The sequence below is a fragment of the Rhodococcus sp. IEGM 1307 genome (assembly GCF_030056915.1).
Classification (GTDB): Bacteria; Actinomycetota; Actinomycetes; order Mycobacteriales; family Mycobacteriaceae; genus Rhodococcus_F; species Rhodococcus_F opacus_D.
The window spans coordinates 93,801-108,641 of the sequence record NZ_JASHKW010000019.1 but is presented as its reverse complement, the minus strand read 5'-3'; the positions used below and the strand labels follow the sequence as shown (position 1 = coordinate 108,641).

Genomic DNA, 14,841 nt, shown 5'->3' with positions numbered 1-14,841 from the left:
TCCATGACCGTCACCAGCGCTGGAGTGCTCCTGTATCGCACCGACGATGCGGGGGTGCTCCAGTTGTGGATCGTGCACATGGGTGGCCCGTTCTGGGCGCGTAAGGACGAGGCCGCGTGGTCGATCCCCAAGGGTGAGTACGTCGAGGGCGAGGACCCCTACAAGGCCGCGCTGCGTGAGTTCGAGGAAGAGATCGGCGCGCCGCCGCCGGCCGTCGAGTACGAGCTGCTCGGCGAATTCCGGCAGCCCTCACGCAAGCTGATCACCGTCTACGCGGCCGAGGTGAGCGAGGACGTCACGTTCGTGAAGAGCAACACGTTCGAACTGGAGTGGCCGCCGCGGTCGGGGAAGCGTCAACAGTTCCCCGAGGTCGACGACGCCCGCTGGTTCCCGGCGAGCGTCGCCGAGACGAAACTGGTCAAGGGGCAGCGTCCGCTAGTAAGAGCATTGCGGCTTCGCCGCCCGTGAGTACTTATTAACCGCGGGACGTTAACAAGTACTCACGGGCGCGGGAGCGCACGCCAGACGGCGGCGGGGGTCATCGGGATCCGCCGAAGCCGGGCGCCGGTGGCGTCCGCGATCGCGTTGGCCAGGGCGGGGGCGACCGGGTTGTACGGTGACTCGCTCATCGACTTGGCGCCGTGCGGGCCCAGTTCGTCGTAGGTGTCCGCGAAGTAGACCTCGGTGTCCGGCACGTCCACGAGCTGCGGAAGGTGATAATTCCGGAGTTGCGGGTTGAGCACGGTCCCGGCGCCGTCGAGCAGGATCTCCTCGTACAGTGCGCTGCCGATCGCCTGCGCGACACCGCCCTCGACTTGCCCGCGGCACTGCTGCGGGTTGAGGACCGTGCCGGCATCCGCCGCCTGGATGGACTGCAGGATCCGGACCTCCCCGGTGACGGTGTCGACCGCCACCCGGAACGCGTGCACGTTGAACACCACCGAACGGGGGGTGCCGTCGTGCCTGCCCTCGGCGCGGATCGGTCCCTCGGGCACCAGCTTGTCGAGTTCGACGACCCGCCCGGCGACCTCGACCGCGTCGGGTGTCAGCGCGCAGTCGGCGTCCTCGGCGGCACCCGCCACGCGGCGAGCGACCTCGAACAGCTGTTCCCGCAACCGGGTTCCCGCAAGATGCACCGCCTTCCCGGCGACCACCGTGCCCGCCGAACCGAACGCGCCGGTGTCGTGCCCGGCGACGTCGGTGTCGGATTGCAGCACGGTGATCCGGTCGGCGGTGGTGCCCAACGCGGACGCGGCGAGCTGGGCGTGGACGGTGGTGGTGCCGTTGCCGAACTCCGCGGTGCCCACCCGAAGTTCGTACCGGCCGCCCTCGACGAGGGTGCAGGACACGTCCGCGAAGTGCCCTCGCGGCGGAATGGTCGCGATCATCGACGCCGCCATGCCCTCACCGACCCGCCACTGCGGGCCGTCCGGCGGGGGCACGTCGTTGCCGCGGCGCAGTGCGGCCTCCGCCAGGTCGAGGCATTGGTCGAGTCCGTAACTGCCGTACGTGAGGTCGCCGCGCTCCACCTCGGCATCGACGAAGTCGTCACCCGGGACGACCACGTTGCGGCGGCGCAGTTCGAACGGATCGACGCCCAGCTGCGTCGCCAGCTGATCGAGCGCGGACTCCACTGCGAAGATGACCTGGCCCAGACCGTAGCCGCGGAACGCCCCGGACGGCAGGTTGTTGGTGTAGACGGCCTGGGCGTCCACCCGCTTGTTCGGCGATCGATACAGCGCAACGGATTCGCTGCAGCCGTGGAACATCACGCCCACCGAATGATTGCCGTACGCACCGGCGTCCGAGAGCACGTCGACGGCGAGCGCCGTCAGCTTTCCGTCGCCGTCGGCCCCGACCTTCACCGACACGCGCATGGGATGCCGGCACGGGGCGATAGTGAACTGGTCGGAGCGGGTGAACTCGTACTGCACCGGTCTGCCGGTGCGCAGAACGGCGAGGGCGACGAGATCCTCGACCAGCATTTCCTGTTTGGCGCCGAAGCCGCCCCCGATGCGGGCGGTGAACACCCGGACCTGTGAGCGGTCGAGCGAGAACAGGTGGGCGAGTTCGTCGCGGACGAGGAAGGGCACCTGGGTGCTGCTGCGGAGGGTGAGCCGCCCGTCGGAGTCGAGCCAGCCGATGGCCGAGTGGGTTTCGAGATGCGCGTGCTGCACGCGTTGCGTCTGCCACGTGCCCTCCACCACGGCGCCCGTGTCCCGCGCCGCCGCGAGCCCGGCGGCGAGGTCGCCGACTTCGCCGTGGACCTCGGCCACCAGGTTCCGGGCCGGGTCCGCGATCCGGGCATCGGCGCCCTTGTCGCCGTGCAGCACGGGGGCGCCGGGGCGGCGTGCCAGGTCGGGATCGAAGACCGGTTCCAATACTTCGTACTCCACGTCGATCAATTCCACTGCGCGCCGGGCGATGTCGACGGAGTCGGCGACGACGGCCGCGACCCGTTGCCCCCGGAACCGGAGGATGGTGTCGAACACGTAGGTGTCGTCGGGGTCGTCGGTGCGGAACTCGTGGCGGGCCGTGGAGAAGGCGACGTCGGGACTGTCGCGGTGGGTGAGCACCGCGTGGACGCCGGGCAGCCTCTCCGCGGCGGACGTGTCGAGTCGGGTGATGCGGGCGTGCGCATGCGGGCTGCCGAGGATCTGGATGTGCGTCAGGCCCTCGACGGCCAGATCCAGTGTGAAGGGCTCGGCGCCGCACACCACCCGGGCGGCGGCGGGCGCGGGAATGGAGCGGCCGAACGACTCACCGGCACTGTCCGATTCGGTGGTGCACACGCCGCCGACGGCGTCGCGAATGGCGCGATAGCCGGTGCAGCGGCACAGATTCCCCTTCAGTGAGCGCGGCAGGTCGGCGCGTTGGCCGGAGTCCAGCGCGGACGCGGTCACCACCATCCCGGGGGTGCAGAACCCGCACTGGAAGCCGGCCGCGTCGACGAACCGCTGCTGCACGGGGTGGAGTCGATCGGGACTGCCGAGACCGGCCGCGGTCGTCACCTCGCGGTTCTCGGCGCGGTGCGCCGGCACCACACACGAGTGCACCGGGGCGCCGTCGAGCAGTACGGAACAGGCGCCGCAATCGCCGGCGTCGCAGCCCTTCTTGACCGCGAACCGCTGCTGCTCCCGCAGGAAGGTGCGCAGGCACTGACCAGGCCGTGGGTCTGCATCCACCGACTGTCCGTCGACCGTCAACTTCATTCCAGCTCCCTCCTGATCTCCTCGGCGAGGACTCCCGTGACGTGCCGACGCCAGTCTGCGGCGCCGTGCGCGTCGGTCAGGTAGTCGTCGGGGGAGATCCGTTCCGACAGAGACTCGCTCAACACGTCGGGACCGGGAACGGTGGGGAAGCGGAGGACGAACGGGCGGACGGTCGACGCGGTGACGGTCAACGCGAAACCGTCCACGTCGACCCGTCCGGCCAGCAGGGCGCCGGACCGTCCGAGCGGCGAGTACGCGATCTTGCGCAGCGACGTGCGGCCCCGCAACGCGGCGGCGGGGAGGTGGATGCTGCGGATCAGGTCACCGGCTCCGAGCACCGTGTGACCGGCATCGGTGACGAATCGGTCGACCGGAACCCGGCGTTCACCCCCGTCGGCGGTCCAGATCAGGAGTTCGGCGTCGAGGGTGCAACACAGGGTGATCATCGCCCCGGCCGGGAGCGCCAGCGCCAGGTTGCCGCCGACGGTCGCGGTGTGCCAGATCTTCCACGACGCGACCAGGGACTCGGCGCACGGCCGGAACAGGCTCGCCGCCGTCCACTCCGCGGGAAACGTTGCATTGCAAAGGTTCTCGATGGTGCACGTCGCGGCGAGCTCGAGTCCGTCGTCGTGGACGGTGATCGCAGGCCAGTCGAGGGTGGTCAGGTCCACCAGCCGGGTGACCGTCGGCTGCGGTTCCGAATACAGCCAGGTGCCGCCCGCCAGGAATGCCGTTCCGGGTTCCGGGGCGGGTAGGTCGTCACGGCTGCGCGGGGCCGAGAGTTCCGTCACGAACGACAGATCCATCGACTCACCCCGCCTTACGCACCAGGGCCCGGTGGGCCTGCTCGACCTCCGCGGCGACGTTCTCCTCGTTCACGGTGATCACTCTCCCACGCTCGACGACGGCTCGCCCGTTCACCAGAAGCAACTCCAGCGGCGGTGTGACTCCGAGTACGAGCGCCGCCACCGGATCGGTGATGCCGGAATGTGCGAGGGTGTCGACCCGCCACAATGCGAGGTCGGCCAGTTTGCCGGGCTCGAGAGTGCCGAGTTCGTCCTCCCTGCCGAGTACCCGGGCCCCGCCGCGCGTGGCGAGTTCGAGGGCGGTGCGCACCGTCATCTCGCCCGGGCCGCCGCGGGCCCGCGCGAACAGCACGGCGTGCCGGGCCTCCTCGAGCATGTTGCACGCCTCGTTGCTGGCGGCGCCGTCGACGCCGAGCCCCAGAGGAACCCCCGCCGCGTGGAGGTCCTTGGCGCGGGCGATCCCGGCGCCGAGGCGCGCATTGGACGTGGGGCAGTGGGCTGCCCCGGTTCCGGTGCCTGCCATCGCGGCGATCGCGACGTCGTCCAGGTGGACGGCATGCGCGTACCAGACGTCGGGACCCACCCAGCCGAGTTGCTCCATGTACTGCACCGGGGTGCAGCCGAACCGCTCGTGGCAGAAGTCCTGCTCGTCAAGGGTTTCCGCGAGATGGGTATGCAGCCGCACGCCTGCCGAACGGGCGAGGGCCGCGGCCTCGGTCAGGAGGTCGGCGGTGACGGAGAACGGCGAGCAGGGGGCCACCGCGATTCTCAGCATCGAGTCGGGAGCCGGGTCGTGCCAGCGGTCGATGACGTCCTGGGTGCCCTTCAGGACGTCCTCGAGACGCTCCACCACCGAATCCGGTGGCAGTCCGCCCTGGCTGTGGCCGAGGTCCATCGACCCTCGGCTGGGGTGGAAGCGGAGCCCGACGATCTGCGCGGCCTCGATCTCGGCGCCGAACACGTCGCCGCCGTCGCGTGGCACGACGTAGTGGTGGTCCGTCGTGGTCGTGCAGCCGTGCTTCGCCAACCAGGCGAGACCGCCGGTGGCCGCGGTCCGGACGGCGTCGGCGTCGATGCCCGCCCAGATCGGGTAGAGGGTGGTCAGCCAGCCGAACAGGGTGTCGTCGGCGGCGAGCCCACGGGTGATCCACTGGTACAGGTGATGGTGGGTGTTCACCAGCCCGGGGGTGAGCAGGCAACCCCGTCCGTCGACCACCCGCGCACCGTCGATCACGGGCGCCGGACCGGCACCGATGTCGACGATGCGATTGCCCCGCACGACGACATATCCGTCCGGGTACTCCGTGCCCGCCGCGTCGACAGTGGCGACGTACGCGCCGGAGACGACGACGGTGCCCGAGCCGGCATTCATCAGCTGAGCCAGCCCGCGTACGCCGACCATGCGGGCCCGGCGTCCGGGGCATCGGACCGCTGCACCGTCGCCTGGATCAGGCCGTAGGGGCGGTCGGCGGCGTGGAAGACCTCGTTGTCGTTCTCCACACCGAAGCGGGCGAGGTCGTGGGCGAAGTGATGCTTGTTGGGCGCGGACAGGCGCACCTCCGCGAGCACGGGGTAGCGCTCGAGGATCGCCTTGCCGATCTCGTACAGCGTCTGCTGGAGGGCGAGCGAGTGGACGGTTGCGAACGTCGCGACGATCTGCTCCTTGATGCCGGCGTAGACACCGTTCCAGTCCACGTCGGTGGTGACGAACCGCCATTGCACGACAAGCGAAGTCGCCATCACCCGATCGTGGGTCTCCTCGAGGATCGTGTACTCGTCCTTCAGGAATCCGAAGAACTCGCTGCCAGTGGACTTGAGGATCACCAGATCCTTCAGCCCGCCGACCACCCACGTGCCGTCGGCGTCGACGGTGATCGCCGCGGTGCGCACCTCCTCACCCTTGCGCACCCAGGTGTGGTCGTGCTCCGCTCCGTCGACCACCGCGCGCTGCCAGGCGTATTCCTCGATCTCGATGCGGGCGCCCTCGACCGGGGCCACGTCGTCCACGAAGTGCCGTGCCAGCGTCAGCCCGTACTCCTCGATGGAGTCGAGTCCCTTCTCCTTCGCGTAGGAGTACGCCGTCTGCTTCTGGGTGTCGGTGGGCAGCACCGAACTCTGGTCGCCGGCGAGATGCGCCGCCGAGAAGTCGCCTCGTAGGCAGGTCGACACGCTCACGTCCCGGATCTCGTGCCGGGGGGTGTCGCGGTAGATCCGCACGATGCGGTTCTCGGCTTTGCCGTACTGGTTGTCGCCCAGGACGATAGCGCCGGTGAGGTCGGTCATTCTTCAGCTCCCGCGGTAGGTGGAATAGGCGAAGGGGGACAACAGCAACGGGACGTGGTAACCGCGCTGCGGGTCGTCGAGGACGAACGAGACGCACACCTCCGGGTAGAACGTCTCCTGGCCGCGGGCGGCGAAGTACTCGCCGGTCTCGAAGACCAGCGAATAGGTGGCCGCGATCAGACCCTCGGGCGCGATCTCGGCGATGCGGCCGTCCGCATCGGTCGACGCGCTCGCGATGACGTCGCGTTCAGGTGACAGCAGGTGAACGAACATCCCGGCCGCGGGTGTGCCGTCGGTGGCGTCGAGCACGTGGGTGCTGAGGATCTTGGACATCAGGGTGCCGTGTCTCCGATCTCGCCGAGAAGGCGTTCGAGGCGTATCCGGTTGATGGCGGCCAGCTCGGTCCGCAGGATCTTGCGCTCCGTGGCCCTGTCGTTGCCGAGGCGGTCGCGCAGCACGTCCAGTAGTTCCTGCGCCGACCGGCCGGACGCGCATACCAGGTAGACGTGCCCGAACTTCTGCTCGTACTCCTCGTTACCGGTCCGCAGGCGCGCGCGGACGTCGTCGTCGGCGGACGCGACCGCCGACTGTTCGCGAGCAGACGACGGGTTGTCGGCCCGGTCCCCGATCCTCGGGTGGCCGGCCAGAGCCGCGTCGATCTCGGACTCCGTCAGGTCGTAGAGAACGTTGTCGGCGGCGGTGTACAGCGAGTCGGCGGACGGGAACGGGCGGCCGGCGGCCATCCGCTGCGCCCACACCGTCGACGAGCAGCACTGCACGAGCAGATCGGCGGCCCGCGCGTCGCTCAGTGCGTTGAACGCGATCAGGCCGGGCGGTTCGGTCATGAGGGCTCCTCGCTCGTGCGCCTTTTCGGTACCTCTGGCTACCACTATGGCGCACCGGTGGCGGTCAATTCGGCGATAAGCCCCGCTTCGTCGACCCTGGTGCTGTGTCCGTCCCGGATCAGTACTTCGCCGTCGACCAGGACGGTGTCGACGATCTGCCGGCTCCCGGTGGTCAACAGTGTTGCCCCCGGGTCGCGGACCGGCAGGCAACCGAAGTCGCGCTCGAAGCGGATCAGGGTCAGGTCGGCTGCGCCGCCGACGGCCACACCGTCCGGGCGGGACGCGAAACCGAGATTCCCGTTCGCGCCGTTCGTCGCGAGGTCCATCATGGCGTCGAATCCGAACAGGTCGGCCGTCTTGCGGTGGGCCCGCTGCACGTAGGCGCCCATGCGCAGCGTTTCGAGCATGTCCTGGGTGTCGTTGCTGGCGGCGCCGTCGACGCCGAGCCCGACCGCGATGCCCGCCTCGAGCATCTCCGGGACGGGGGCGACGCCGCTGCCGAGACGCATGTTGCTCATCGGGTTGTACGAGACGGCCACACCGCGGCGGGCCAGCACCGCGTGCCCGTGGGCATCGAGTTCGCAGCAGTGCACGGCGAGCAATCGGTCCCACAGGAACCCGTTCGTGTCGAGATAGTCGACCGCGCCTGCGCCGGCATGCTCACGGCACATCACGTCGTCGGTGGGCGTCTCCAGCAGGTGGATCGACACCGTCATATCGCGTTCGCCGGCGAATTGCCGCACCGCTGCCATCCCCTCCGGGGTCAGCGATCGGGGATTCGGGACGGCCAGACCGACCGCGACGCGTGTGCCGTCGGCCTGCTTGACCAGCTGGTCGGTGTGCTCGAGCACCCCGGCCAGCGGCTGCAGCAGGCGCGGGTCGACGCCCCACTTGCGCGTTACGTCCGCCCGGTCCGCGACTCCGCGACCGAGGAGCGCCCGCACCCCGGTGTCCTCCAGGGCGCGCAGCACCGCGTCGTGCACGTCCGCAGACGGATGTGGCCACATGTGCTCGACCAGCGCCGTGGTGCCGCTGCGCAGGGCGTCGAGGCTCGCGGCGACCGCGGCCAGATACGCCCGCTCGGGGGTGATGATCGCGGATTCCTCACCGACGGTCAGTAGCCAGCTGAGCAGCGGCTGCCCCTCGCCGATGCCGCGCATCAACGACTGCTGCAGGTGGGTGTGGGTGTTGACGAATCCGGGCATCAGATATGCCCCCGCACCGTCGACGGCCGTGGCCCCCGACGGTGCCGGAGCGGTCGGGCGGATCTCGGTGATCAGACCGTCGGCGATCAGGACGTCGCGGTGCGGCAGCCAGCTGCCGTTGGAGTAGACGGTGACATCGGAAATCAGATCGGCATGCATCCGCATCCTCCATGGGTTCTCGGGAGTGCGGCTGGTTCGCGCCCGCCGGACACGGGTTCGCACATTGCTCGTTTCAGCCATGGGCAATGTGCCCCGAAATATAGCGGAATCGTGTTTCCATCAGATTTCCTGTGCAGAAACAGGTCTCGCGACAACCGAGGCGCAGAAGTCGACGGGTGCCGTGACCAGGGCCCCGCGCGCCGACAGTTGCGGGGCGTGATCGCTGTCCAGCGTCACCACCCGCGCGCCCGGCACCCGGTCCTGCATCGCACGCTGCGTCACGAGCGGCACCGAACGGTCGAGCGTCGCCTCCACGTACAGGCGGGGGACGGAGCCGAACCGCTCCGGCGTCCACGTCGGGGCCATGAGACGTGCAGTCTCGAGTTGCGGCAGCAGCTTTCGGGCAGCAGTGATCGCATCACCGGCCGACGCTTCGTGAAAGAACACGGCGGCCGCGGCTTCCGGCGGCACAATGGTCCCGGATCCGTCGGGGGTGGACTCCAGCCAGGCCGAGATCCCGACCGGTTCCGGCAGACGCAGGTCTGCGCAGAGGTCGCCGAAGTTGATTCCCGAGGGCAGCATCATTCCGGCGACGTACGCCACACCCGCGATCCGGTGCGGAAGGCGCTCGGCCACCTGGGTGGCCACGATGCCTCCTCCGGAGTGGCCGACCACGAACACGGGCCCGTCCAGCGAATCGATGTGTGCCACCGCCACATCCGTGACGTCATCCAGATCGGTTCGCGCGCCGTCCGGCCAGCTCCCCACGCCGGGAAGGGTGAGCGGGTGCGGCTCGTACCCGGTGTCGCGCAACGGCTCCAGAAGTGTGTCCCACACCCAGCTGCCCGCCCACGCGCCGTGAATCAATACGACGTGCCCACGGTTCACCGGGCGGCCGCCCGTTCTGCGGCGGCGAGAACCCGCTCGGTCTCCCGCCCCGCTGCGGTGTTCTTCTTGCCGTGACGGGAACCCGCCAGTTTCGCCTTGATGTGCTCACGGACCGTCACCGGCGCGTACCCGTCGTCGGCGTTTTCGCACAGTCCCGGCAGGGTCGCGATCACCGCGTCGACGTTGCCGTCGTGGAAGAACGCCGCCGATCGGCGGCGCGTGATCGTTCCGTCGACGACGGGCGGAGTAACCCGGTGCAGCGTCGACATCCACCGGTCGTTCGTGAGCCGGGCGGTGAGGTCGCCGACGTTGACGAGCAGTGCGCCTTCCGCGGGGCTCACATCGTGCCAGCGCTCGTCGCGTCCGAGGACCTGCAGCCCGGCCACCCGGTCGGCCCACAGCACCGTGACCAGTCCGAAGTCGGTGTGCTCACCCATGCCGGTCAGTTCGCCGTCCAGGGTGACACTGCCTTCCGGCAGCGCGTAGTTGTTCATGCGGAGGACGTCGATGGAATGGTCGGTCAGGGCGGTGAAGAAACCCGGATCGAGCCCAAGGGCGTCGGCGAAGATCCGCGTCAGGGTGCGGGCGACGCGTTCGCCGTGCGCGTAGTACTCCTGGACGGAGTCGGTGAAGGAGGGCACCTCGGGCCACACGTTCAGTCCGTAGTCGGCCTCGGACAGGTCCAGGTCCGGGAACGACCGGGCCTCCGTTCCGACGTTGTAGGCCTCGAAGAAGTCGTTCATCCGGGTGGCCGATTCGACGCCCAGACTCAGGCTGAGCGACTCGCTCTTCGGCGGGCTGTACCCGCGGTTGGCGCCCTCCACGCGATACGTCTTCTTCGTCTCCAGGGGCAGCGCGAAGAAGTCGTCGACGGCGCCGGCGAGTCCCGCGATCACCGGTTCGGGGATGCCGTGACCGAGGATCTGGATGAATCCGACGGTGGCGCAGGCCGAGTCGATTTCGCGCGCCACCCGGGCGCGTTCCGTGTCGGACCCGCCGGTCACGTACGGGGTGATGTCGATGACGGGGACGTCGAACGGCTCAGGCACGGGCGGCAACATGCGGCTCCTCGGAGGTCGGGGGAACGGGGTCGGCCGCAATGACGGGTGCGGAGGCGGCGCGCGCGGCGGCGCCGATCCGGGTGTGGTTGAACAGCAGGTTCAGGGAGAACGCGGAGATGGCGGCGAGTGTGATGCCGCTGCCGAGCAGGATCTGGGCGGACGAGTTGAAGTGCTCGAACATGCCCTCGGCGAACTCGGGGAGCAGGCCGATGCCCACCGACACCGCGACGATGGTGGTGTTGATCCGGTCGCTGAGATCCACCTTGCGGAGGGTGTTCATCCCCACCACCGCGACCGTCGAGAACAGGATGATGCCGACACCGCCGACGACCGGCGCGGGCAGGGCCGCGACGACGGTGCCCATCTTCGGGATCAGTCCGAGGACGATCAGGATCGCACCGCTGGTGGCCGTCACGTACCGGCTGTGGACGCGGGTGGTGGCGACGGCTCCGACGTTCTGCGTGAAGATCGTGTCGACGAACGCGTTGAAGATGCCGCCGAGTACGCCGGACAGCGCATCGCCGACGAGGCCGCGGGCCACGTCGCCCTTGGTGAGCGGCTTTCCGGTGATCTCGCCGAGGGCCAGCATGCTCGCCGTCGACTCCGCGAACACCACGGCCATCACGATGCTCATCGCCACCACCGCCGTGATCGGGAACTCCGGTGCCCCGAAGTGGAACGGGGCGGTGATGCCGAACCAGGGGCTGCCGGAGACGCCGCCCAAGTCGATCAGGCCCATCGGAATCGCGACGAGCGTGCCGATCACGAGGGCGAGGAGCACGCCGAGTTGGGTCCAGATCCCGCGGCCGAGGCAGAGGAAGGCGATCGCGACGAGCACGACGACACCGGCGAGCATGATGTTGCCGGGATCTGCGAAAGTGTCTGCCGTCGGATCGTTTCCGACGATCAGGCCGGCGGCGACGCCGATCAGGGAGATGCCGACGACGGTCAGGACGACACCGGTGACCAGCGGTGGGAAGAACCGGATCAGCCGCGCGAAGGGTACGGCGAGGGCGAGTCCGACGAGGCCGCCTGCGAGCATCGAGCCGTACACCGCCTGCAGTCCGTATTCCTCGGCGATGAGGATCATCGGAGTCAGCCCGGCGAACGTGGCGCCGCAGACGATCGGCAGCCGTGCGCCCGCCAGCTTCCCCACTCCGAGGCTCTGGATGATCGTGATGATGCCGGCGATCAGAAGGTCGGCGCTGATCAGCAACGCGACGGTGGACTTGTCGAGTCCTACTGCGGCACCGAAGACCAGCGGAACGGTGATGCAGCCGGTGTACATGATGAGCACGTGCTGCAGACCGAAGGCCGCCTGCCGCACCAAGGGCAGGCGCTGGTCGACTGCGTGGAAGGACATGGGTCGATCTCCGTCCGAGTGAAGGGAGCGTTCGAGTTCACGTTCTATTGAGCACGCCAATCTTTACTAAGCAGGGTCAATTTCGTTTCGTCCGTGTTATCAGTCGCGGATTCCGCGAAACACGGTGCTAGCGTTCGCCTCATGGACGAGGATCAACACCTACTGGCCGTCGCCATCGGCACCGCGATCAGATCGGCCCGGCGAGACGCGGGACTGACCCTGCGCGATGTGGCGGCCAAAACGGGACTGTCGCAGCCGTTCCTGAGTCAGGCCGAGAACGGCCACTCGGTGCCGAGCGTCATGAATCTGCACCGGGTGGCCCAGGTGCTGGGAACCACGGCACACGCCCTGCTCGAACAGGGCGCGCGGACGCCGACCAGCCTCGTGCGCAGCCGCGAGGGCAGACGCTTCGCGCTGTCGGACGGCGCCGTGCTCCGCTTCTGCTCCACGGGCGTGCGCGCGATGGAACCGAACGAGGTGACAGCGCAACCGGGTTCGCAGGCCGGCGAGCACACCGAACACGCCGGCGAGGAGTTCATCTACGTCATCGACGGCAGCGTGCGCGTGGAAGTGGGCGTCGAGGAGAGTTACGTGCTCGACAAGGGAGACACTCTGTACTACCCGGCCACCGTGCCGCACCGGTGGTTCAACGACGCCGCGGAACCGGCACGGTTCCTCATCACGAGCACCCCGCCGTCCTTCTGACCGTCAGCGGCCGAAACCCTCGAGCAGTCCGGTGTACTTCTTGGGCAGGGGAGCCGCGAACTCTCCGCCCGCGCCGGTTCGCAAACCGAGCGTCACGAGGGACTGCACCATGAGGGTGGCCGCCGCCACGCCGTCGACGACCGGCACCCCGAGTTCCGCTGAGATGACGGCGCACAGGTCCGCCATGCCTGCGCACCCCAGCACGATCCCGTCCGAACCGTCCCGGTCGAGGGCGACGCGGCAGGCCTCGGTGATCACCTTCACCGCGTCCGGATCGCGGTCGAGGTCGAGGACGGCGATCTCGCACGCGTGCACACCGAGGCAGAAGCGTTGCATCCCATACCGTTCGGCCAGTTCCCAGGCCCGGCCCCGGGTTCGTCCCAGCGTCGTGACGACGCTGAACCCGCGGCCGAGGAAGCTCGCGGCGTGCATGGCCGCCTCGGCGATCCCGAGGACGGGCCCGGAGGCCAGCTCACGGGCGGCGTCGAGGCCGGGGTCGCCGAAGCAGGCGATCACGTAGCCGTCCACGCCGGCCGCCTCGCCACGTGCGATCTCCTCGAGAAGCCCGGGGACGCTGAGTGCTTCGTCGTAATGGCTCTCGATCGACGCGGGACCCATCTGCGGGCTCACCGCCTCGACGAGCGTCCCCGGCCCCGCGACGGAGCGCGCGCAGTCGCCGATCTTGTCGGTCATCGACTGGGTGGTATTGGGATTGATGATCTTGATGTGCACGTTCGTCGACCTACGCTTCGATCGGGGCCGTGCGATTCGCACGGCGGGCGCCGGCGGACAACCCGAGGTAGCAGACGAATCCGACACCCATGCCGAGGAACCACGAGTACTGGGCCGCACCCGCCATGCCCCAGACGTCGAGTCCGAACGGCTGGGCCTTGAGGATCACGGGAATCATCGCGACCAGGGCTCCGATGACGGTGGAGATGATCGCCGCCGGGTTGTAACCCTTCTTGTACCAGTATGTTCCGCTCTCGGACATGGTGAACATGTCGTCCAGGATCACCCGCTGCCTGCGCACCAGGTAGTAGTCCGCGATGAGGATTCCGAACAGCGGTCCGATGAATGCCCCCAGCGTCTCGAGCGTGTAGTGGATCACCTCGGGGTTGTTGTACAGGTTCCACGGTGTGATCAGGACGGATCCGACGGCGGCGATCATTCCGCCCGTACGCCAGCTGATGCGCTGCGGGCTGACGTGGGAGAAGTCGAAGGCCGGGGAGACGAAGTTGGCGACGATGTTGATCCCGATGGTGGCGACGATGAAGGTGAGGAGGCCGAGGACGACGGCGAACAGGTTGTCCATCTGCGCGACCGTCTCGACGGGATCGGTGATCAGACGGCCGTACACGGGCAGGGTCGCGGAGGCGGTGACGACGGTGAGGATCGAGAAGAACAGGAAGTTCACCGGGAGGCCGAGGAAGTTGCCGCGCTTGACCGCGCCGAACGTCTTGCCGTACCGGGAGAAGTCGCCGAAGTTGAGCATCGGGCCCGAGAAGTACGACACGACAAGGGCGATCGCGCCCAGCACCACAGGCACAGCGGACCAGCCGGTGTAGTTCACCTCGCCGAGGTTCAGGCTGATGTTCGACCATCCGGCCTCGCTGATCAGATAGATCGCGAGCATCAGCATCACCACGTAGACCGCGGGACCGCAGAAGTCGATGAACTTGCGGATGCTCTCCATGCCGCGCCAGAAGACCAGCGCCTGCAGCACCCACATCGTCATGAACCCGGCCCAGCCGAGCGCCGACAGTCCCAGGAATCCGTGCTCGTGCACGTCCGCCCAGGGCGCCAGACCCGGCCAGATCTTCAGGCCGAGGATCACGAACGCATGCGACGCCAGGTACGTCTGGATTCCGTACCAGGCCACCGCGATGAGACCGCGGATGATGGCCGGGACGTTGGCGCCCAGAACGCCGAAGGCGCTGCGGCACATGACCGGGTAGGGGACACCGGTGACCTGGCTGGGCTTGGCCACCAGGTTCGCGAACACGTTGACGATCGCGATGCCGACCACCAGCGCGACGAGGACCTGCCAGCTGGTCAGCCCGAGCGCGAACAGGCTGCCCGCGGTGACGTAGCCGCCGACGCTGTGCACGTCGGACATCCAGAACGCGAAGATGTTGTAGGACGACCACGACTGCGTCTTCAGCGGCGCGAGATCGTCGTTGGTGAGTCTCGGGTGATAGCCGGGCTTGATCAGCCCGGCGCCGGCCAGGTGTGCACCGGGGACGGTTTCCCCCTCGTTGGAGGGCGCTGTCTGAGTCATCGTTTCGCTCCCTGGTGCAGTACGGACACGACT

14 protein-coding genes are annotated in these 14,841 nt (G+C 68.5%); 2 read left to right on the top strand and 12 right to left on the bottom strand.

Features of this window, described 5'->3' with window-relative positions; all coding sequences use genetic code 11:
* Positions 1-3: 3 nt before the first annotated feature.
* A complete protein-coding gene (locus QM841_RS30895; RefSeq protein WP_283334914.1) occupies positions 4-468 on the top strand; it encodes an NUDIX hydrolase in 465 nt (154 codons plus the stop codon).
* A 32-nt stretch (positions 469-500) separates the two neighbouring features.
* Here QM841_RS30895 and QM841_RS30890 read toward each other — a convergent pair whose 3' ends face one another.
* The 10 genes from QM841_RS30890 to QM841_RS30845 all read right to left on the bottom strand — a co-directional run bounded on the left by QM841_RS30890 (position 501) and on the right by QM841_RS30845 (position 11,822).
* A complete protein-coding gene (locus tag QM841_RS30890) occupies positions 501-3,212 on the bottom strand; it encodes a molybdopterin-dependent oxidoreductase (RefSeq protein ID WP_283334913.1) in 2,712 nt (903 codons plus the stop codon).
* The gene (locus tag QM841_RS30885; RefSeq protein WP_283334912.1) at positions 3,209-4,018 is read right to left on the bottom strand and encodes an FAD binding domain-containing protein; all 810 of its coding nucleotides are present in this window, start codon (positions 4,016-4,018) and stop codon (positions 3,209-3,211) included. The genes QM841_RS30890 and QM841_RS30885 overlap by 4 nt, the downstream gene beginning before the upstream one ends.
* Before the next feature lie 4 nt (positions 4,019-4,022).
* Positions 4,023-5,390 (bottom strand): 8-oxoguanine deaminase, encoded by a 1,368-nt coding sequence (locus QM841_RS30880; RefSeq protein ID WP_283334967.1) that lies wholly within the window; start codon positions 5,388-5,390, stop codon positions 4,023-4,025.
* The gene (gene pucL, locus QM841_RS30875; protein ID WP_037242142.1) at positions 5,390-6,301 is read right to left on the bottom strand and encodes a factor-independent urate hydroxylase; all 912 of its coding nucleotides are present in this window, start codon (positions 6,299-6,301) and stop codon (positions 5,390-5,392) included. Before pucL ends, QM841_RS30880 begins: the two co-directional genes overlap by 1 nt.
* Before the next feature lie 3 nt (positions 6,302-6,304).
* A complete protein-coding gene (gene uraH, locus QM841_RS30870; protein ID WP_280779050.1) occupies positions 6,305-6,634 on the bottom strand; it encodes a hydroxyisourate hydrolase in 330 nt (109 codons plus the stop codon).
* Positions 6,634-7,146: a 2-oxo-4-hydroxy-4-carboxy-5-ureidoimidazoline decarboxylase gene (gene uraD / locus QM841_RS30865; protein WP_283334911.1), complete on the bottom strand. Its 513-nt coding sequence runs from the start codon at positions 7,144-7,146 to the stop codon at positions 6,634-6,636. The genes uraH and uraD overlap by 1 nt, the downstream gene beginning before the upstream one ends.
* Positions 7,147-7,190: 44 nt before the next feature.
* Entirely contained in the window at positions 7,191-8,510 is a 1,320-nt protein-coding gene (locus QM841_RS30860) for an amidohydrolase family protein (RefSeq protein ID WP_283334910.1), read from the bottom strand.
* A gap of 120 nt (positions 8,511-8,630) precedes the next feature.
* Positions 8,631-9,398 carry an alpha/beta fold hydrolase gene (locus QM841_RS30855; protein ID WP_283334909.1) on the bottom strand — a complete coding sequence of 256 codons (768 nt, stop codon included), beginning with the start codon at positions 9,396-9,398 and terminating at the stop codon, positions 8,631-8,633.
* Entirely contained in the window at positions 9,395-10,459 is a 1,065-nt protein-coding gene (locus tag QM841_RS30850) for an isopenicillin N synthase family dioxygenase (protein WP_283334908.1), read from the bottom strand. Before QM841_RS30850 ends, QM841_RS30855 begins: the two co-directional genes overlap by 4 nt.
* Positions 10,440-11,822: a uracil-xanthine permease family protein gene (locus QM841_RS30845; RefSeq protein ID WP_283334907.1), complete on the bottom strand. Its 1,383-nt coding sequence runs from the start codon at positions 11,820-11,822 to the stop codon at positions 10,440-10,442. The genes QM841_RS30850 and QM841_RS30845 overlap by 20 nt, the downstream gene beginning before the upstream one ends.
* 141 nt (positions 11,823-11,963) lie before the next feature.
* Here QM841_RS30845 and QM841_RS30840 point away from each other — a divergent pair, with 141 nt between their 5' ends.
* Positions 11,964-12,527, top strand: a complete 564-nt coding sequence (locus QM841_RS30840) for a helix-turn-helix domain-containing protein (protein ID WP_280779044.1) — start codon at positions 11,964-11,966, stop codon at positions 12,525-12,527.
* 3 nt (positions 12,528-12,530) lie between these two features.
* Here QM841_RS30840 and QM841_RS30835 read toward each other — a convergent pair whose 3' ends face one another.
* Complete coding sequence (locus tag QM841_RS30835) at positions 12,531-13,259, bottom strand: aspartate/glutamate racemase family protein (protein WP_105420930.1); 729 nt, start codon at positions 13,257-13,259, stop codon at positions 12,531-12,533.
* Between the two features lie 10 nt (positions 13,260-13,269).
* The gene (locus QM841_RS30830) at positions 13,270-14,808 is read right to left on the bottom strand and encodes an NCS1 family nucleobase:cation symporter-1 (RefSeq protein WP_283334906.1); all 1,539 of its coding nucleotides are present in this window, start codon (positions 14,806-14,808) and stop codon (positions 13,270-13,272) included.
* Between the last annotated feature and the right edge of the window lie 33 nt (positions 14,809-14,841).

What these genes read in the sequence shown, in the direction of transcription:
- QM841_RS30895 (WP_283334914.1), top strand. Translation starts at nt 4, where the DNA reads ATGACCGTCACCAGCGCTGGAGTGCTCCTGTATCGCACCGACGATGCG.
- QM841_RS30890 (WP_283334913.1), bottom strand. Translation starts at nt 3,212, where the DNA reads ATGAAGTTGACGGTCGACGGACAGTCGGTGGATGCAGACCCACGGCCT.
- QM841_RS30885 (WP_283334912.1), bottom strand. Translation starts at nt 4,018, where the DNA reads ATGGATCTGTCGTTCGTGACGGAACTCTCGGCCCCGCGCAGCCGTGAC.
- QM841_RS30880 (WP_283334967.1), bottom strand. Translation starts at nt 5,390, where the DNA reads ATGAATGCCGGCTCGGGCACCGTCGTCGTCTCCGGCGCGTACGTCGCC.
- pucL (WP_037242142.1), bottom strand. Translation starts at nt 6,301, where the DNA reads ATGACCGACCTCACCGGCGCTATCGTCCTGGGCGACAACCAGTACGGC.
- uraH (WP_280779050.1), bottom strand. Translation starts at nt 6,634, where the DNA reads ATGTCCAAGATCCTCAGCACCCACGTGCTCGACGCCACCGACGGCACA.
- uraD (WP_283334911.1), bottom strand. Translation starts at nt 7,146, where the DNA reads ATGACCGAACCGCCCGGCCTGATCGCGTTCAACGCACTGAGCGACGCG.
- QM841_RS30860 (WP_283334910.1), bottom strand. Translation starts at nt 8,510, where the DNA reads ATGCATGCCGATCTGATTTCCGATGTCACCGTCTACTCCAACGGCAGC.
- QM841_RS30850 (WP_283334908.1), bottom strand. Translation starts at nt 10,459, where the DNA reads ATGTTGCCGCCCGTGCCTGAGCCGTTCGACGTCCCCGTCATCGACATC.
- QM841_RS30845 (WP_283334907.1), bottom strand. Translation starts at nt 11,822, where the DNA reads ATGTCCTTCCACGCAGTCGACCAGCGCCTGCCCTTGGTGCGGCAGGCG.
- QM841_RS30840 (WP_280779044.1), top strand. Translation starts at nt 11,964, where the DNA reads ATGGACGAGGATCAACACCTACTGGCCGTCGCCATCGGCACCGCGATC.
- QM841_RS30830 (WP_283334906.1), bottom strand. Translation starts at nt 14,808, where the DNA reads ATGACTCAGACAGCGCCCTCCAACGAGGGGGAAACCGTCCCCGGTGCA.